Origin of the sequence: Pseudoalteromonas sp. Ps84H-4 (assembly GCF_024124645.1) — a bacterium.
Taxonomy (GTDB): domain Bacteria; phylum Pseudomonadota; class Gammaproteobacteria; order Enterobacterales; family Alteromonadaceae; genus Pseudoalteromonas; species Pseudoalteromonas lipolytica_C.
In genome coordinates this window covers 194,723-212,367 of the sequence record NZ_JAMXSK010000002.1, presented here as the reverse complement: position 1 = coordinate 212,367, position 17,645 = coordinate 194,723, and the positions used below count along the sequence as shown (strand labels likewise).

Annotated in this window: 16 protein-coding genes; 11 read left to right on the top strand and 5 right to left on the bottom strand. The window is 41.8% G+C overall.

Features of this window, described 5'->3' with window-relative positions; all coding sequences use genetic code 11:
* The first annotated feature begins 9 nt into the window (after positions 1 to 9).
* Both NH454_RS03435 and NH454_RS03430 read left to right on the top strand, forming a co-directional pair.
* Positions 10 to 402 carry a RidA family protein gene (locus NH454_RS03435; RefSeq protein ID WP_135926155.1) on the top strand — a complete coding sequence of 131 codons (393 nt, stop codon included), beginning with the start codon at positions 10 to 12 and terminating at the stop codon, positions 400 to 402.
* Between the two features lie 408 nt (positions 403 to 810).
* On the top strand, positions 811 to 2,415 hold the full coding sequence (locus NH454_RS03430; RefSeq protein ID WP_138557035.1) for a FapA family protein: 1,605 nt from the start codon (positions 811 to 813) through the stop codon (positions 2,413 to 2,415).
* 48 nt (positions 2,416 to 2,463) lie between these two features.
* Here the strand turns inward: NH454_RS03430 and asnA are convergent, their stop codons facing one another.
* Complete coding sequence (gene asnA / locus NH454_RS03425; protein ID WP_135926157.1) at positions 2,464 to 3,459, bottom strand: aspartate--ammonia ligase; 996 nt, start codon at positions 3,457 to 3,459, stop codon at positions 2,464 to 2,466.
* Between the two features lie 197 nt (positions 3,460 to 3,656).
* Between asnA and asnC the strand changes: the two genes are divergently transcribed.
* The 3 genes from asnC to recG are packed head-to-tail and all read left to right on the top strand — an operon-like array spanning position 3,657 to position 6,997.
* Complete coding sequence (gene asnC / locus NH454_RS03420) at positions 3,657 to 4,115, top strand: transcriptional regulator AsnC (protein WP_062567385.1); 459 nt, start codon at positions 3,657 to 3,659, stop codon at positions 4,113 to 4,115.
* Between the two features lie 43 nt (positions 4,116 to 4,158).
* Complete coding sequence (gene trmH / locus NH454_RS03415) at positions 4,159 to 4,875, top strand: tRNA (guanosine(18)-2'-O)-methyltransferase TrmH (RefSeq protein WP_253038219.1); 717 nt, start codon at positions 4,159 to 4,161, stop codon at positions 4,873 to 4,875.
* A gap of 40 nt (positions 4,876 to 4,915) precedes the next feature.
* The gene (recG, locus tag NH454_RS03410; RefSeq protein ID WP_253038218.1) at positions 4,916 to 6,997 is read left to right on the top strand and encodes an ATP-dependent DNA helicase RecG; all 2,082 of its coding nucleotides are present in this window, start codon (positions 4,916 to 4,918) and stop codon (positions 6,995 to 6,997) included.
* Positions 6,998 to 7,101: 104 nt separating this feature from the next.
* Here the strand turns inward: recG and NH454_RS03405 are convergent, their stop codons facing one another.
* Both NH454_RS03405 and NH454_RS03400 read right to left on the bottom strand, forming a co-directional pair.
* Positions 7,102 to 8,034, bottom strand: coding sequence for a porin (locus NH454_RS03405; RefSeq protein WP_253038217.1), 933 nt, complete (start codon positions 8,032 to 8,034; stop codon positions 7,102 to 7,104).
* Positions 8,035 to 8,230: 196 nt separating this feature from the next.
* Complete coding sequence (locus NH454_RS03400) at positions 8,231 to 9,085, bottom strand: LysR family transcriptional regulator (RefSeq protein WP_135926161.1); 855 nt, start codon at positions 9,083 to 9,085, stop codon at positions 8,231 to 8,233.
* Between the two features lie 90 nt (positions 9,086 to 9,175).
* Between NH454_RS03400 and NH454_RS03395 the strand changes: the two genes are divergently transcribed.
* The gene (locus tag NH454_RS03395; protein WP_135926162.1) at positions 9,176 to 9,550 is read left to right on the top strand and encodes a DUF413 domain-containing protein; all 375 of its coding nucleotides are present in this window, start codon (positions 9,176 to 9,178) and stop codon (positions 9,548 to 9,550) included.
* Positions 9,551 to 9,628: 78 nt separating this feature from the next.
* Positions 9,629 to 10,864: a diguanylate cyclase gene (locus NH454_RS03390; RefSeq protein WP_253038216.1), complete on the top strand. Its 1,236-nt coding sequence runs from the start codon at positions 9,629 to 9,631 to the stop codon at positions 10,862 to 10,864.
* Between the two features lie 2 nt (positions 10,865 to 10,866).
* On the opposite strand, the gene rarD is transcribed toward NH454_RS03390, so the two are convergent.
* Positions 10,867 to 11,790 carry an EamA family transporter RarD gene (rarD, locus tag NH454_RS03385; protein WP_135926164.1) on the bottom strand — a complete coding sequence of 308 codons (924 nt, stop codon included), beginning with the start codon at positions 11,788 to 11,790 and terminating at the stop codon, positions 10,867 to 10,869.
* A 224-nt stretch (positions 11,791 to 12,014) separates the two neighbouring features.
* Here rarD and recQ point away from each other — a divergent pair, with 224 nt between their 5' ends.
* The 4 genes from recQ (at position 12,015) to NH454_RS03365 (ending at position 16,546) form a co-directional block, all read left to right on the top strand.
* Positions 12,015 to 13,838, top strand: a complete 1,824-nt coding sequence (gene recQ / locus NH454_RS03380; protein ID WP_138557039.1) for a DNA helicase RecQ — start codon at positions 12,015 to 12,017, stop codon at positions 13,836 to 13,838.
* Between the two features lie 7 nt (positions 13,839 to 13,845).
* The gene (locus NH454_RS03375) at positions 13,846 to 14,142 is read left to right on the top strand and encodes a DUF3630 family protein (RefSeq protein ID WP_253038215.1); all 297 of its coding nucleotides are present in this window, start codon (positions 13,846 to 13,848) and stop codon (positions 14,140 to 14,142) included.
* Between the two features lie 67 nt (positions 14,143 to 14,209).
* Complete coding sequence (locus NH454_RS03370) at positions 14,210 to 15,922, top strand: POTRA domain-containing protein (protein ID WP_199527344.1); 1,713 nt, start codon at positions 14,210 to 14,212, stop codon at positions 15,920 to 15,922.
* Positions 15,923 to 15,985: 63 nt separating this feature from the next.
* Positions 15,986 to 16,546: a mechanosensitive ion channel domain-containing protein gene (locus tag NH454_RS03365; protein ID WP_135926168.1), complete on the top strand. Its 561-nt coding sequence runs from the start codon at positions 15,986 to 15,988 to the stop codon at positions 16,544 to 16,546.
* A 40-nt stretch (positions 16,547 to 16,586) separates the two neighbouring features.
* On the opposite strand, the gene NH454_RS03360 is transcribed toward NH454_RS03365, so the two are convergent.
* Positions 16,587 to 17,645 (bottom strand): succinylglutamate desuccinylase/aspartoacylase family protein, encoded by a 1,059-nt coding sequence (locus NH454_RS03360; RefSeq protein ID WP_253038214.1) that lies wholly within the window; start codon positions 17,643 to 17,645, stop codon positions 16,587 to 16,589.

The window sequence follows — 17,645 nt, the reverse complement described above, 5'->3', positions numbered from 1 at the left end:
AGGATAATTATGAACAAATCATTTATTTCTACTGATAATGCGCCTGCAGCAATCGGTACTTACAGCCAAGCAGTTAAAGTAGGCACGGCTGTTTATTTATCAGGTCAAATTCCATTAGTGCCAGAAACAATGGAAGTGATCTCAGAAGACTTTACTGAACAAACGCACCAAGTATTCAAAAATTTATCTGCTGTTTGCCAAGCTGCTGGCGGTCAAATTCAAGATATGGTGAAAGTAAATATCTTCTTAACTGACTTATCAAACTTTGCGATTGTTAACGAAGTTATGAGTCAATACTTCAAGCAGCCTTACCCTGCACGCGCTGCAATTGGTATTAGCGCTTTACCAAAAGGTGTGCAAATTGAGATTGACGGTATCATGGAGCTGCCTTCAACAAACTAATCAGCTATGCCAGCAGCTATTTGTTGCTGGCACTTTTATTGACAAATTTCTATTTTACCTCATCCGAAATTCTTGACTCACCAACGATTCTCTAGCAATCTGTATAGTAAAGGTATTCAGATCACCTCAAAATGTCATAGTTTGCATTTTAAATAGGCTTAATATCAACGTATTACTTTGCCTTTGTTGGCAATTTATTTGAAGAAGTACCACCGATAAACATTAGGCTCAAAGAAGTGTTCAAACGATTGGTTTAAAAAGCGATTTATATTGCGTTATTGATTTTTACCATTATGTGAATCAAAACCTTATTTGAAGCGCTTGAATACCAGTTAGAAGCTAAATTTTTGAGATGGTTTGGGTTTACTAAGTAACCCTTTCACTATTGTTGTATAAAAGGATCTCCACGTGTTTAAGCTCGCTCACAATGGCAACGTTTTATTAGATGTTCATGAACATTCGCCACCAAGTGCTGCATTTATCATCGAAGCACTTGAGAAATCACCTTATAGTGAGTGCCGAGTTGATCACGACTCTATTAATAACTTTTTTAAAAGTGAATCGAATGAGCGTACGCTCGTTGTTGCCTCTAAACATGATGCAACCCTAGAAGTAAAAATAAGTGATGACAAAATGCAGGCGATAGGCGAATTAACAGTCGCTGAAGGCGGCAAAGTTATGAGCTTAGAAGACGCCAAAAAAGAGCTAATAAAAGCAGGTGTAGCACGAGGTTACAAACAGGCATTTTTAGAAAAGTTATTACAACAGCAATTTGAATTACCAGCAGGCACCAAAACAGAAGGTGTTCTAGCAAAAGGCCGTCTTCCAATTGATGGTCAGCCATCCAAGTTTGTGCCACAAGTCGAAACACTAAAAGATCGCCTAAAAAAACCAAAACTTCGCGAAGATGGCACTGTTGATATGCGTGATTTTGGTAAATTAGCTAGCGTTGAGCCCGGCGTGCTGTTGATTAAGCAAATTCCAGCGACTCCAGGAAAAGAAGGCTTTACTGTAACAGGCGATGTACTTCCCGCCAAACCGGGAGAGAGCCTCACTTTGGTCGCAGGTGAAGGCACCGAAATCTCTAAAAACAACCCACTAGAACTTATTTCTGTCATTGCAGGTGTGCCGGTTGAGATCGCCAACGGAATGCGCGTAGATGATATTTTTACTATCGCCGATGTAAACGTAAAAAGTGGTCACGTAGACTTTGAAGGTAGCGTCATTGTTACTCACAACGTTGAACCGGGCATGCGTATTAACGCCAAAGGCGACATTACCGTAATGGGCACCGTTGAGTCAGGTAACTTATCCGCCGCTGGCAACATCACAATAAAGCAAGGCGTCATTGGTCATCAGCTAGAAGATAAAAGTCTTTCCTGTAATATTATTTGCCAAGGTGATATTCACTTATCTCATGGCCAATACTGCTACTTAGAAGCGAATAATATCCTTATTGAACGTCAATCTAGCCACTGTGTCATGAAGGCTACTAAGCTGTTACAAGTTGGTCAAGAGGATAACCCACAGGGCAAACTGTTTGGCGGTGAGATTTTAGATGCACAAATGGTTATTGCTGGTGAAATTGGCAATGAATCTGGCGCAAAAATGTTAATAAACTTAGCAGCATCAGGTGCCGACGTCACCGCACAAACAGATCAATGCCTAAAAGATCTTGCGCAGACAGACTCACAACTCGACACTCTTCAAGAAGCAATAGAAAAAGCGGATCAAGTAAAAGATGTTGAGAAGAAAAAACTGTTACTCGCTAAAATAGGTGCCACACAAATGCATTACTGTGAGCAAGCTGAAATGTTAGAAAAAAAACTATCAACGCTTGAGAACCACCTACATGACTTACTTGAAGACGCAAAGCTCATTGTTAATAAAACACTGCACTCTGGTGTAGAAATTCATATTTTCGACAAAGTATTGCGTACAAACCGCCAATACCCACCGTGTAAGGTCAAGCTTGAAGAAAACAAGGTTGAGGTAGAGTTTAAAACCAGTTAATAAAAAAGAGGCTTAAAGCCTCTTTTTACCAGGGTCATTAATCTTAATTTAAAGAATTCCTTCCACTTGCTGTTTTAGTTGCTCAGGCCACACACCTACTTGTACTTGTCCAATGTGCTGCTTTTGTAACAGCAACATAGCCAGTCGAGATTGGCCAATACCACCACCTATTGTTTGCGGAAACTTTTTCGCAAGTAGCTGTTTATGCCAATCAAACTCTAAGCGAGCCTGATCGCCAGTAATCGCTAACTGAGTAGCTAAAGCATCAGGGCTTACGCGAATGCCCATTGAAGATATTTCAAAAGCATCTTCAAGCACAGGATTCCAAACTAAAATATCACCATTTAAGCCTGCAAATTTGCTGCATGTTTGCGTTGACCAATCGTCATAATCCGGTGCCCGTACGTCATGAATTTTACCATCGGCGAGTGTGCCGCCAATACCAATTAAGAATACCGCACCGTATTCTTGCGCCACCGCTTTTTCACGTTGTTTCGCAGTAAAGTCAGGATACATCTGGCGCAACTGCTCACTATGTATAAAGGTGATTTGCTCAGGCAAAAAAGGCGTTAAATCAAATTCACTCGCTACAAAGCGCTCGGTTGCTTTAATCGCCTGATAAAGTGATGTCACAGTTTCTTTAAGCTTATCAAGTGTACGCTCCGTGCTCTCGCAAATTACTTTTTCCCAATCCCATTGATCAACATACACTGAATGAATTGGGCTAAGTGACTCTTCATCAGGGCGAAGTGCTTTCATATGCGTATAGAGCCCCTCACCTACTGAAAAACCGTAATCAGCCAAGGTTTTACGCTTCCACTTAGCTAAAGAGTGAACTACTTCAAATTGACTACCAGGAATTGTTTTTACTGCGACCGAGACAGCATTTTCAGTACCACTTAGATTATCTTGAATACCATCGCCCACCTTAGCCAAGATTGGTGCTTGTACTTCAACTAACCCTAATTGTTGTTCTAATTGGCTTGAAAAGAACTGTTTTACTTTACTAATTTGCTGCTGTTGCTGCAGATAGTGTGAACTCATAATAATTGGCCTCATTCCCAGTTATTGTTACTTGCTTTATGAGAAAAGCCCGCTGCTTGGCTTTCTCCGATAAAGCAATCCTCAACTAAACCAAGATTATTTTCAATAACCATCAACAAAAAGAACTTAACATTGAAATTTTCATAAAAATAATGCTATAAAATTTATTGATTCAACAATTAGCAACAAGAAATACTATGGAAAATTATCAAATCGATAATCTCGATAAAAACATCCTTAACGCATTAATGGAAAATGCCCGAACAGCGTATGCAGAACTTGCTAAACGCTTTGCTGTGAGCGCGGGTACTATTCATGTACGAGTCGAAAAAATGAAACAAGCAGGTATTATTACAGGCACACAAGTGAGTATTAATGCTAAACAACTTGGTTATGATGTCTGTTGTTTTATTGGTATTAACCTCAATAACGCCCGTGATTATCCGCAAACCTTGCTGCACCTAAAAGAGCTAGAAGAAGTGGTTGAAGCCTATTACACCACGGGAAATTACAGTATTTTTATCAAAGTGATGGCTCGCTCAATTGATCACTTACAAGATGTACTGATCAATAAAATCCAAGCGATTGAAGCCATTCAATCAACAGAAACGCTGATCTCACTTCAAAACCCAATTAGCCGTGCTGTTGTTCCCTAGGGTATAATCAGCGCCAATAGAATCCGTCAACGAGCACACAACTATGGATACAACTCGCTTTGAGCGTGTAAAGCGCGTGTTAGATCGCCGCCAAACGGACCTAACGGTTTGTTTAGAAGAAGTACATAAACATCATAATTTATCAGCCATTGCCCGCACAGCAGATGCCACGGGGTGTCATCATGTACATGCAGTGTGGCCCGATAACCAAAAGTGGTTAACTAACAATACCTCAGGCGGTAGTAAGAATTGGCTTGAAACTCATTTGCACCGCAATATTGATGAGGCTGTAGCCACAATGCGTGCCCATAATCCTGAGGTACAAATTTTAGCAACTAATCTCAGTGATGATGCCGTTGATTTTCGTGACATTGATTACACCAAACCGACAGCTGTTATTGTTGGCCAAGAGCGAGATGGAATTTCAACTCGGGCACTTGAACATGCCGATAAGCACATCATCATTCCAATGCAAGGCATGGTGCAGTCTCTTAATGTATCTGTTGCTGCTGCACTTATTCTATTTGAAGCACAGCGCCAAAGAGAAGTAGCCGGGCTCTACGACCGCAATATGCTTGATGCTAAAGTTAAGCATCGTATTTTATTTGAAGGCTGCCACCCTATTATTGCTGAGCAATGCCGAGAAAAGGAACTGCCTTATCCTGAGCTTGATGAAAACGGCGACATTGTTGCTGATGAAGCGTTTTGGCATACCTTAAAACATACGCAATCGCTTGATGCCTCTAACGAGTGCAAGTAAACTGAAAAAATAGTCTACTAATTAACAATTTGAGTCACCTTTGAGTCACCCTAGCTTAGCATTATACCCAATCACAGAATTAAAAGGCGTCGGCCCAAAAATGGCCGAGCGCCTCGCTAAGCTAAATATTCATACGGTGCAAGACATGCTGTTTCATTTGCCTCACCGCTATGAAGACCGCACCCGTATTCACTCAATTTGCGAACTACAACCGCATAGCCATGTTAGTGTTGAAGCCACCATTGAAACCAGCCAAATCACCTTTGGTAAAAGACGCATGCTGGTTTGCCAAATTAACGATGGCACGGGCCGTTTAACGCTGCGTTTTTTTAACTTTAGCGCAGCTCAAAAAAATGCTTTAAGTGCAGGTAAGATCATTCGCTGCTTTGGTGAAATACGCCGTGGTCGTGTTGGTTTTGAAATGACGCACCCTGAATACAGCCTATCGGATACACCTTCAGAGCAACCTACAAATACCACGCTCACGCCGGTTTATCCTGTTACTGAAGGACTAAAACAATTATCTATTCGCGCGCTTAGCGATCAAGCGCTTGCGCTATTATCTAAATACCCGGTAGAAGAATTACTACCAGAACAGTTTCAACCAACCGGAATGAGCTTAGCCGATGCGTTAATGACCTTACATCGCCCACAAAACGATGTTGATTTAACCGCCCTTGAACAAGGTATGCACCCTGCCCAGCAACGGTTAGTGTTTGAAGAGTTACTTGCGCAAAATTTAAGCCTTTTAAAGTTACGCCAAAAAGGGCAAGCCGTAAAAGCCGTCCCTTTAAAGCCCCATAACCAACTTGAGCAACAGTTTTTAGCAAATTTAGCCTTCAGCCCAACCAACGCGCAAAGTCGTGTCGTGGCAGAAATCAAAGGTGACTTACAACACCCGTTTCCGATGATGCGCTTAGTACAGGGCGATGTAGGTTCAGGTAAAACCTTAGTTGCAGCACTTAGTGCACTCACCGCTATAAGCGAAGGCTACCAAGTAGCTTTAATGGCACCTACTGAGATTTTATCCGAGCAGCATGGCATCAACTTTAGCCAATGGTTTAATCAATTAGGCATTGAAGTCGCTTGGTTAGGTGGTAAAAGCAAAGGTAAAGAGCGCGCAACCACTCTTGAAAAAATAGCCTCAGGGGAAGCACAAATGATTGTTGGCACCCATGCGTTATTCCAAGAGCAGGTCGAGTTTAATAATCTGGTGCTAATCATCATCGATGAACAACACCGCTTTGGTGTTCATCAGCGCTTATCACTGCGTGAAAAAGGCCGTTTTGGTGACTGTTACCCACACCAATTAGTGATGACTGCAACGCCTATTCCGCGTACTTTAGCCATGACAGCCTACGCAGACTTAGAAACCTCAGTAATTGATGAATTACCACCGGGTAGAACGCCCATTACAACGGTGGCTATTCCTGATGCCCGTCGAGACGAAATCATTCAACGCGTTAAAACCGCATGTACAGATCAAGGCCGGCAAGTGTATTGGGTTTGCACCCTGATTGATGAATCTGAAGTGCTACAATGCCAAGCCGCAGAAGATAGCGCAGAGCAATTAAAAGCAGCACTACCCGAACTAAACGTCGGCTTAGTACATGGCCGAATGAAAGCCACTGAAAAACAAGCCATTATGAGCGAGTTTAAAGCAGGTAATATTCATGTACTCGTTGCCACAACGGTGATTGAAGTGGGTGTTGATGTGCCTAATGCTAGCCTTATTATTATTGAAAACCCTGAACGGCTGGGGCTTGCACAACTCCACCAGCTGCGTGGTCGTGTTGGTCGCGGGGCAACTGCATCACACTGTGTTTTACTTTATCATGCACCATTGTCAGCCACAGCGCAAAAACGCTTAGGGGTGCTTCGTGAAAGTAATGATGGTTTTGTGATTGCTGAACGAGATCTTGAAATTCGTGGCCCAGGCGAAGTACTTGGAACCAAACAAACAGGCCTAGCTGAATTTAAAATTGCTGACCTAAACCGCGATAAACAAACACTCGACCATGTAAGACCCATTGCCTTCAAAATTTTGAACGACTATCCAGAGCTTACCGATAAATTGATTCAACGTTGGCTTGCTGGCAAATCAAACTACGCACAGGCTTGATCGCAAATCAAAGCGCAATCTGATTTATAAATTTCCTACTAAACAATAAAAAAGCCCAGCTAATAAGCTGGGCTGACAAGTTAGGGAGTTATCCAAGGGTTGGATTAGAACTTGTATTCAATACCAACACCTAAGTAATCTTGGTCAACTTGATTATCTGTATCAAACGTTGAGTAGAAACCAAATACTTTCGTGTTTTTGCTAAGCTTGTGATCAACACCTGCAGAGATAGCTGTTTTCTTATCGCCTTCATCAAAGTCAATTACTTGGTATTGTACTTTGAAGGTGTTGCTATTCATTTGGTAAGCAGCATTTACTAAGTAACCATCAGCTTCTGCACTACCATCCACTTTCTCTTGTGTTTGGTACATAGCACCTAGTTTGAAGTCACCAACTTTACCTTGCACTGTTGCACGAACAATGTCGTAACCTTTTACTTCGCTGTCAGCTGCAATTGATGCATAAAGTTTGCTTTCTTTAAGTTTTGCATCGCCGTAAGTTAGCGCTACTGAGTAACCGTTATCAGCATCCACATCATCTTCAGCCACATACGTTGCTAATACTTTGAAGCCACTGAAATCTTTAGAAGCATAAGAAATTGTGTCACCTAAACGGTTTTCGCCTTTGAAACCATTTTTGATATCTGCTTCAAGGTCATTGAATAAATCAATTTTACCTTGAGATTGCTTCATAGCTGTATCGTTACGACCGATAACAACCTGACCAAAGCTGCCTTTAAGACCTACATATTGGTTACGTGCAGTGATGTTGTCATCATTGTCGCCTTTTGAATCAGCGTCAGATACGTCAACACCAAACTCAAATTTATAAACCGCTTCTAAGCCTTCAGAGATTTTCTCTGAGCCTTTTAAGCCAAAACGTGAGTTATTGCTTTTAATTTCTGTGAAAGACCCTTCGCCATCATCTGATGATTGAACAGTCACGTTTGCTTTACCATATACATCTACATCAGCTAATGCAGAAAAAGATGAGCCACCAAATAAAGCTAGGAATAAGCTAGACTTTGCAAATTTCATGTCGTTTCCTCAATAATCGCAACAAAAAACACATGTTGTGTTTCAATGCGCGCAGTGTGACAGCGAAAAATGACAGAAAGATGACAATTGAAACAAAATCGTCAATTTAGCTTCACGAAATATAATTATTTCTGAAATAAAAACGTAACTTACTGTTTCACAGTTAAGTTTTCATAAAAGCTAATTTAAATAAATTTTAAGTTTTTATTTGCAGCTCAGTTAGTAAGGTTACCAACTTTTCTAAAAGAGGTGTTTGTTCATTATCTCTGTGATAAGCAACAAACACATCTCGCGAGGTATGAGCAACATCTTCAACATGGTATAAATCACCCGCTTTTAACTGCTCTTCTACTAATAACTTAGGTATAAACGCACTACCACCGCACTTCAAAATTAAATCAAGAGCAATACGCCCTGTGCTGGTTCTAAAGTAAGGAGGCGCGTGGCCGTTAAACTCACGAGCATGCCACAAAGAAAAGGTAGTACCCCAATCAACATAAACATATTGATTGTCGAAAAAGTTTTCGCTGTTAGCTGTTTCAAAAGCACTCACAGGAATGATTGGCAGCTCACAAATTCGTTCAACAACTAGCTCATCCACTTTAGGAGGATCAAACAGTACCGCTAAATCTAATGTACGCTCTAATAGTAAGCGAGTGCTTTCTTGTTGTGCTTTTACTTCAGCGACTAACGATACACCCGGCATGGCAGAAACAATATTTGTGATCCCAAACTGTAAAAAAGCATCCCAAATATTAGGTGTACCTGCTAAACTAATTTGCTTATGCATATTATCAGCAAGCGCCACATCAACTTTTGCACGTTGCATGCCGGTAATGATCATTTGCGCATGTGGCAGCAATCGCTCACCCGGTGCTGTTAACTGAATATTGTTACGTTGACGAATAAATAAGTTAACGCCTAAACCTTGCTCTAACTGCCTGATTCGAAAACTCACTGCAGACTGCGTAATATATAAATTTTCAGCTGCTTTGCCGAAATGGCGAGTACGAACCACTTCGACAAAAGTCTTCAATAAATCGATATCCATTTTTTACCCTTACGATAAAAATAACTTGTTTAATAAAATCGACAACTTGATCCATACTCCTGCAAGAAATTAGGGCATGAGGATAAAGCCATGAGCAATGACATTTCATCACTTCGTCAGGCATTTGCAAGCCAACGTCAATTTTATGATGATCAAAACTTCCCACGCGGTTTTGGTCGTAGTGGTCACTTCACTTTGCTAGAAGCCGACATTCTCGAACAGCATGGTGTTGTATTAAAGGGTTTATACAACAAAACCCTAGAACCACAAAATGAATTTCAAACTCAATTTGTGCAAGTTGTTACCGGTAACCTTGAAGCAACAAACCCAGTTGAACGCGCTTGGATGAAATACCTAAAACAAACAACCTGTAAAACGAAGTTTCACACTTTGTTTGGTCGTTCACGTATTGCCAGTCCTACACCGCAAAGTGTTGAGTATTATTCTGAGTCAGATAGCTTATAACGATTTGCTTTTTTACCCTTTTAGGGTTAAAACTTGTAATAACTTTTGTTTCGCCAATAAGTTATTACAAGGCAAGCTGTGACTCGAAGAATACTAATAGTTGAAGATACGCCAACCATTGCGCGAGTGCAAAAACATATCGCGCAAAAAGTTGGCTATGAAGCTGACATTGCAGGTAATCTAGCCGAAGCAAAAAAGCTTATAAGTAAGCACAATTATTTTTGTGCTGTGGTTGATTTTATTCTCCCAGACGCACCTTTAGGTGAAGCCGTCCCCTGCACCATCGCAGCCGATATACCGACTATTGTTATGACCGGTAACCTTGACGAAACCACGCGTAATATCGTCGAAAAGCACCCAATCATTGATTACATTACCAAAGAAAATAAACAAGCCTATCAATACCTAGAAAAACAACTGGCGCGTTTACCTCGCAATGAGCAAATACTGGTGTTAGTGGTCGATGATTCAAAAGCAACTCGTCAGCTAATTTGTCATTTATTAGCTCGCCACAAATACCAGACAATTGAAGCCGTTGATGGCGTCGATGCTCTCAGAGTATTAGCTGAAAACCCAACAATTTCAGTGATAATAACTGATAACGAAATGCCGAACATGAGCGGTGCTGAGCTCTGTGTTGAAATACGCCGTTTATACTCCAACGATGAAAAAGCAATTATCGGTATTTCTGCTTATGATACTTTGCATCTATCAACGCGTTTTTTAAAATCAGGCGCAGACGATTACCTTCGTAAGCCATTCAACAATGAAGAGTTTTATTGTCGGCTCAGCCAGAACGTCGACATGCTTGAAAACATTAAAACGATTCGTTTACAAGCAAACACTGATTACCTCACTAAGCTGCCTAATCGCCGCTATTTCTTTGGTGAAGCAAACAGTCATCTAAAAGCTGAAAAAGTGTCAGATACCTCAGTCTCTTTAGCCATGATTGATATTGACCACTTTAAATCAATTAACGATAACTACGGTCATGATGCCGGCGATGAAGTTCTTAAGGGGTTATCGCAATGTATGGCAAAGTATTTTGAAGATAACTTAGTAGGCCGCTTTGGTGGTGAAGAGTTTGCAGTCTATTTTGCTGATCAAGACAAACAAGAATCGTTGCAACGCTTAGAGAAGTTCCGCTTATTTGTCGAAAAGCACAGCTCTGAATTTAGCAAAGACCATATCAAGTTTACACTGTCGATTGGTTTTCATAATGGGCCTGTTTATAGTTTGGATGAACTAATAAAACAGGCCGATTTAAAGCTTTATCAAGCAAAAGAAACTGGGCGTAACAAATTAGTAAGCTAAGCCTACACAGGCTTTGTCACCGCTTCTAATTGCGCCTTTCGTTGTTTACGGCTTTGTCGATACGAGTCCCAACTAAATAGTGCCAGCGCACTCCAAATGCACGCAAAAGTCACTACACGCTCAGCATCAAATACTTCACCGTAAAAAGCCACTGCAAGTATAAACATTAAACTTGGACCTATGTATTGGAAAAAGCCCAGCGTGCTGTACTGCAGGCGCTTTGCGGCACCTGTAAAACATAACAGCGGCAAGGTTGTTACCACTCCGGCACTGATGAGTAACAGGTTAATATGCCAATCATTCGCTGTTAAATCAGAGCTTGCTGAAGGCGCCATCAACCACCAGTAAATAAGCGCCACAGGCAATAAAATAAGCGCTTCTAGCAATAACCCTGGTAATGATTCAATTGGCAGCTTTTTGCGTAATAATCCATAAATGGCAAACGAACCGGCTAGTGAGAAAGCAACCACGGGGAATGAACCAAAGCTCACAAGTTGAAGTAACACACCACAAAGTGCTAAACCTACCGCAACGCCTTGCCATTTACGCAGTCGCTCACCTAAAAACAACATACCAAGTAACACATTGAGCAATGGATTGATGTAATATCCTAAACTTGCATCAAGCATATGATTATTGTTCACAGCCCAAATAAATAAGCCCCAGTTAAAGCCTAGTAAACTGGCTGTTATCACCAACATCAGTAGTAATTTAGGTTGCCCAAGCACAATACGAATACGCTGCCATTGATGACGAGCTGCGATAATAAGAAGTAAAAATAACACCGACCAAATAACGCGGTGCATCAAGATTTCAAATGCAGATATTTGCTGCAAAAACTTAAAGTAAATGGGTGCAAGACCCCACATAAAAAAAGCTAAACATGCGAAAATAACCCCTTTTCGCTGTTCAATATTGGTAGGCATAAGCTTGGCTTTGTAGGTTAAAAACATTATTTTACGCCCACTAAGCAGTGACGCAACCAAAACGCGTTAAATAAACCCATGTATTTACTTCTAAAAAGGGACTGCCATTGTTGAAAAGTAACGCCTTGATATTAAGCACCTGTGAAACGCTTAATTCTGCATCTTGAGGTCATTTGGTATATTGCTAAAGACATCGCCTTAAAAAACCACTAAAATGCTCGGCGATGAATACCAATACCGCAATGTCCAACACACCCGTTCGATCACCACACGCCGTACTCAAACAAGTGTTTGGTTACAAGGATTTTCGTGATGGCCAAGAAGCGATTATAGCCGCAGCGCTAGACGGACAAGACTCGCTTGTACTTCTGCCAACAGGTGGAGGCAAATCCTTATGCTATCAAGTCCCAGCATTAATCCTCGATGGTGTGACTGTGGTCATCTCGCCGCTTATTTCTCTTATGCAAGACCAAGTTGCCCAACTAAGAGCGCTTGGCGTACAGGCTGCATACATTAATAACAGCCTTCCCTTTGAAGAGCAGCAAGCGGTGTATCAGCAATTGCACTACGGGCAAATTAAGCTGTTGTATGTGGCGCCAGAAAAAGTGTTGCAACATGAATTTTTAGAACGTTTAAGTCATCTGAATTTAGCACTTTTTGCCATCGATGAAGCACACTGTGTGTCTCATTGGGGCCATGACTTTAGGCCACATTATTGTCGACTCAACGAGTTAAAACATCGCTTTATGCATGTACCTATGATGGCACTTACAGCGACAGCAGATAAGGCAACTCGTTACGATATAATCGAACAGCTCCAGCTTAACCAGCCGTATGTGCACACAGGCAGCTTTGATAGACCTAATATTCGATACACCATTGAAGAAAAGTTCAAACCTATGGTGCAACTGCTTCGCTATTTAAAAGAGCAGCAGAATCAAAGCGGCATTATTTACTGCACCAGCCGTAAACGGGTTGACGATGTTGCTGAAAAACTTGCTGATGCAGGTTTTAATGCCGCAGCCTATCATGCAGGCATGAGTAACGAGCAACGCCAATTTGTGCAATCAGGCTTTGCCCGAGACGATATTCAAATTGTGGTTGCAACGGTTGCATTTGGTATGGGTATCAACAAACCAAACGTGCGCTTTGTGGTGCATTACGATATTCCAAAAAGCATTGAGGCCTATTACCAAGAAACAGGCCGAGCTGGTCGTGATGGCCTTGCCGCAGAAGCGATTATGTATTTTGATCCAGCTGACATAGGCCGCGTGCGGCGCTTTTTTGAAGATATTGAAGACGAGCAACGACGCCGCGTTGAAGAACAGCGCTTTAATGCGATGGCCAGCTTTGCCGAAGCACAAACTTGCCGCAGACAAATCTTACTCAATTATTTTAGTGAATATAAGCGCGAAACCTGTGGCAACTGTGATATTTGCTTAAACCCACCAACCAGCTTTGATGGCACACTCGTTGCGCAGCAAGCGCTATCTTGTGTGTACCGTGCTGAGCAACGATTTGGGATTGGCTATATTGTTGAACTACTACGTGGTGCAAATACCAGCCGCATTCGTGATAATAATCACCACCAGCTAAGTACTTATGGTATTGGTAAAGATCACAGCGTGGAATTTTGGCTAAGTATTTTAAGACAACTTATTCACCAAGGGTTATTAAGCCAAGACATCACGCAAGGCTCATCGTTACGTTTAACCGAAGCCGCCCGTGCAGTGCTTAAAAGTGAATATGCATTACAACTTGCCGAGCCTCGCTTACAAGCCAAGCACGTATACCAAGATAAACTCGCCCAGTTTAATTACGACAAAAAACTGTTTGCTAAATTACGTGCCTTACGTAAAGAACTGGCTGATGCGGATGATGTGCCACCTTATGTAGTATTCAACGATAAAACGCTTGCTGAGATGGCGCAACTTATGCCAACTAATGATAGCGAGTTCTTAAAAGTGTCGGGTGTTGGTTTTACTAAACTAAATAAATACGGCGCACCATTTTTAAATACTATCCGCGACTACTTAGCCGCAAACTAGGACTACCATGACTGAACTTACTTTTGATGCAGAACATGCAGTCATCATTGTGCAAGCAAGCGAGCCTCCTCATGACGAAGATTTTGAATTATGGGCTACCTTGTTTTTACATACACCCGCAATAAAAATTGCCGACTTTGATGCTGGAGCCGATCGACATCAGTTAAGATTTCACTTTACAGATCATAGTTTTAATCTAAACTTTGAACATTACAGTGAAAGTATTTGGATAAATGCTGAGGGCGTAGAAGCTACAGAGATATTAGGCGAGCTTTATCAGTATTTAGTCACACAGTTACAATAATAAGCTAGACTTTTTTCCACGCTTAGTATGTAGTGACTGTATAGGAAACAATCAACTAAGGGTGTAAATGGGTTTTAAGCAGTCGCACTTCGTTGCTCTACTAATTTTGTTGCCAGTGAGCTTGGTAACGAACGTGTATGCAGAACAGCAAGACATAGACGATAGCAACTATTGTCAAAATCAGCGCACACTAAAATCCCAAGATAACAATTTGCGCCGCCAACTTGATACCGATAACCCACTTCCGCAGGCTGCTGAAGGCAGCAAAATAACTTCTATAAAACTTGAGCAGCTCAATGTATTTAATACCGAGCTTGAAGAAGAAAATAACTTTTTATTTCGCTTTGCTAATCGTGCTCACATGACCACTGAGCCGGATGTAATACATAGCGTTTTACTATTCAAAGAAGGCGATGTTTACAATCCACGTAAATTACTAGAGTCTGAGCGACTGCTGCGTAAACAAGGTTATTTGTATGACGCCCGTATTAACGCCAAACTTGACTGTGACGGAAATGTACACGTTAATGTTGTCACCCGCGATTTATGGACCTTACTGCCAGAAATAAGTTTCAGCCGCAGCGGTGGAGAAAATGAGTCAAGCCTTGGATTTCGCGAGTCAAACTTTTTAGGTTGGGGTAAACGCGTGTCGTTCTCGCGTACGCATGATGCTGACCGCACCGGTTACCTATTTGTTTATGATGATCCTAATATCTTTTCAAGCCGCTATCGTGGGCGGCTAGAATATTCCGATAACGACGATGGTAAGCGTCATTACATCGATGTAAGTTACCCGTTTTTTTCTATCGATACACCTTATAGTTATGGCGCAACAAGCTACTCTGATGAGCGCCGCGAATCACTTTATTATCGGGGAGATGTGGTCAGTGAGTTTGAACAAAAAACTGTATTAAGCCGCGCTTACTTTGGTCACTCATCACAACTTGCCAATAATTGGACCCAGCGCATAAAACTCGGCATTGAAAACCGCGAAGAGACCTTTAAAGCCATTTCACAAACGCGCTACCCTATTGCAGATGATCGTAGCCTTAGTTACCCCTATGTGAGTGCGCAATGGTTTGAAGATCATTACATCAAAGTAAGAAACTTCGACAGCATATATCGTACCGAAGACCTCAACCTTGGATGGAATATCCAAGCTCTTCTTGGTTATTCAAGCAAAGACTTTAGCGATGATTCAAGTCGTGCCATTTACTCACTATCATTATCAAAAGCACACTACAGCGGAGATAATCAACTTTGGCGCTTTAAAGCCGACATAGACGGCTATTGGAACGAAGCCCTTGATGATGTTGAAAATCTTTTTACAAGCACGCAAGTTCAGTATTACCTTAATACGACTCTTAGGCAAAGCTGGTATGCTAAAGCACGCCTGCAGTACGCAAAAAACCTGACCGCCGACAAACAACTTACTCTAGGTGGAGAAAACGGCCTCAGAGGCTACCCGCTCGATTACCAAGTAGGCGATCGTAGCTTTTTAGTGACTTTAGAAAAACGCTATTATTGGGAATACGATTTATTGCAGTTATTCAAAGTCGGTGGCGCGGCATTTTATGATATTGGCAGAGCTTGGTATAACGACAAAAACAATGGTGAAAATGGCAATGTACTACAAAATGTCGGTGTGGGTCTTCGTTTAGCCCCTAGTCGTGCCAATGCAGGAACAGTAATCCATCTAGATGTTGCCGCACCGATAAATAATCACGATGATGAGATAGATTCAGTACAATGGCTTGTGACTGTTAAAAATACCTTTTAAGCTAGTGTTATTCAGCAACTAACGCGCTAAAATCGGACGTAAATTATTAGCTTGGGGACCCCTTTGGACTTCGTCGAATTTTTTAATGAGCAATATCATTTAATCGTGACAATCATCGCGGTTTTGCTCTATCCGCTACTACGTAAAACCACCAAAAAACTGCTTTTAAAAGCCATTAAAGGTAAAGCTGATCCGCACCGAGAGTACCGTGCAGAGCTACTCCTTAACATTATTTTGGCGATCGTAATGCTATGCTTAGTATTAGTTTTTTGGGGTATAGAGCTGCGCGGCTTGTTAGTACTAGGCTCATCCATTTTTGCCATGTTGGGTGTAGCCCTTTTTGCTGCTTGGTCGTTACTAAGCAACCTAACAGCCTTCTTGCTGATGTTTATTCAAAACGACTGCCGTGTTGGTTTTTGGGTGAGAGTAATTGACGGTGCAAACTTTTTAGAAGGGCGTATTATCGAAATGGGGTTAATGAACGTGGTGCTTGAGCATGTTGATGGCCACAAAGTCATTTACCCAAACAACATCTTTGTTACCCGCCCTGTGATGGTGTTAAAGACCCCACCAACAGCGACTAAAGCGCCAACCATAAAGCGCATTTTAGGGCCAAAAAAATAAAAGCCGCAATTGCGGCTTTTTTTATAAAATACTTTAACGGCTAATTATTTAAATCTGCCGTTTTCAACTCGTCTTCAATATCGCTTATTTCATCAATAAAGTTTTCAAGTTGTTGCTCTACAATACTATTTGCATGAGCAAAGTAAGCAAGATGGAATACGGCATCCCCCTCGTTCACAAGCGGCATGGTTTGTTGACCAATCACAATACCACTGCGCGGAGCGAGTAGCTCAAGCTCAGCATCACCAAGTGGGCTGCTGATATAAGCTAACACTTGCCCTTTCATTACTCGCTCACCAAGTGATACTTGTGCACGCACAATACCGTCAACTTCGGCGCGCACCCAGCTTGTTGAGCTTGCAATAACCGGCTCTGGTAGCTTCTTAGCTCGCTTACCTCGTACCATTTTTAAATGGCGCATTACATAATCAACACCTTGCACACCAGCTGCAATGGCAATTGGGTCAAAGCGAAGCGCTTCACCAGCTTCATAAGTAATCACTGGAATACCTAAATTTGCCGCCTCACTACGTAATGAGCCATTACGAAGTGATGCATCAATCACCGCTGGAGTACCAAAGGCTTTCGCCATAGCTGCCGTTGCAGGATCACTTAAATTAGCACGAATTTGCGGCAAGTTTGTCCGGTGTATCGCGCCCGTATGTAAGTCAATAATATGCGTGCAATGCATAGCTACTTGCGAGAAAAATGCATTAGCCATGCGCCCAGCTAGTGAACCGCGGGTTGAGCCCGGAAAGCTACGGTTCATATCTCGGCGATCAGGTAAATAGCGTGATTTGTGAATGAATCCAAATACATTCACAATCGGTACTGCAATAATTGTCCCTCGCAGTTGCGAGGGCTCAATCTTAGCCAGTAATTGCCTAACAACCTCAACACCATTGAGCTCGTCACCATGAATGGCCGCACATACCATTAATACCGGTCCTTGCTGCACACCATTGACGACTTCAATCGGAATATTTAACGGCGAATGGGTATAAAGCTTAGCAGCTTCAATAGAAAATGTTTTACGTTCGCCAACCCCCACCGTATCACCTAAAATTGAAAACGGTGTATTTTTCTTAACCTTAGCCAC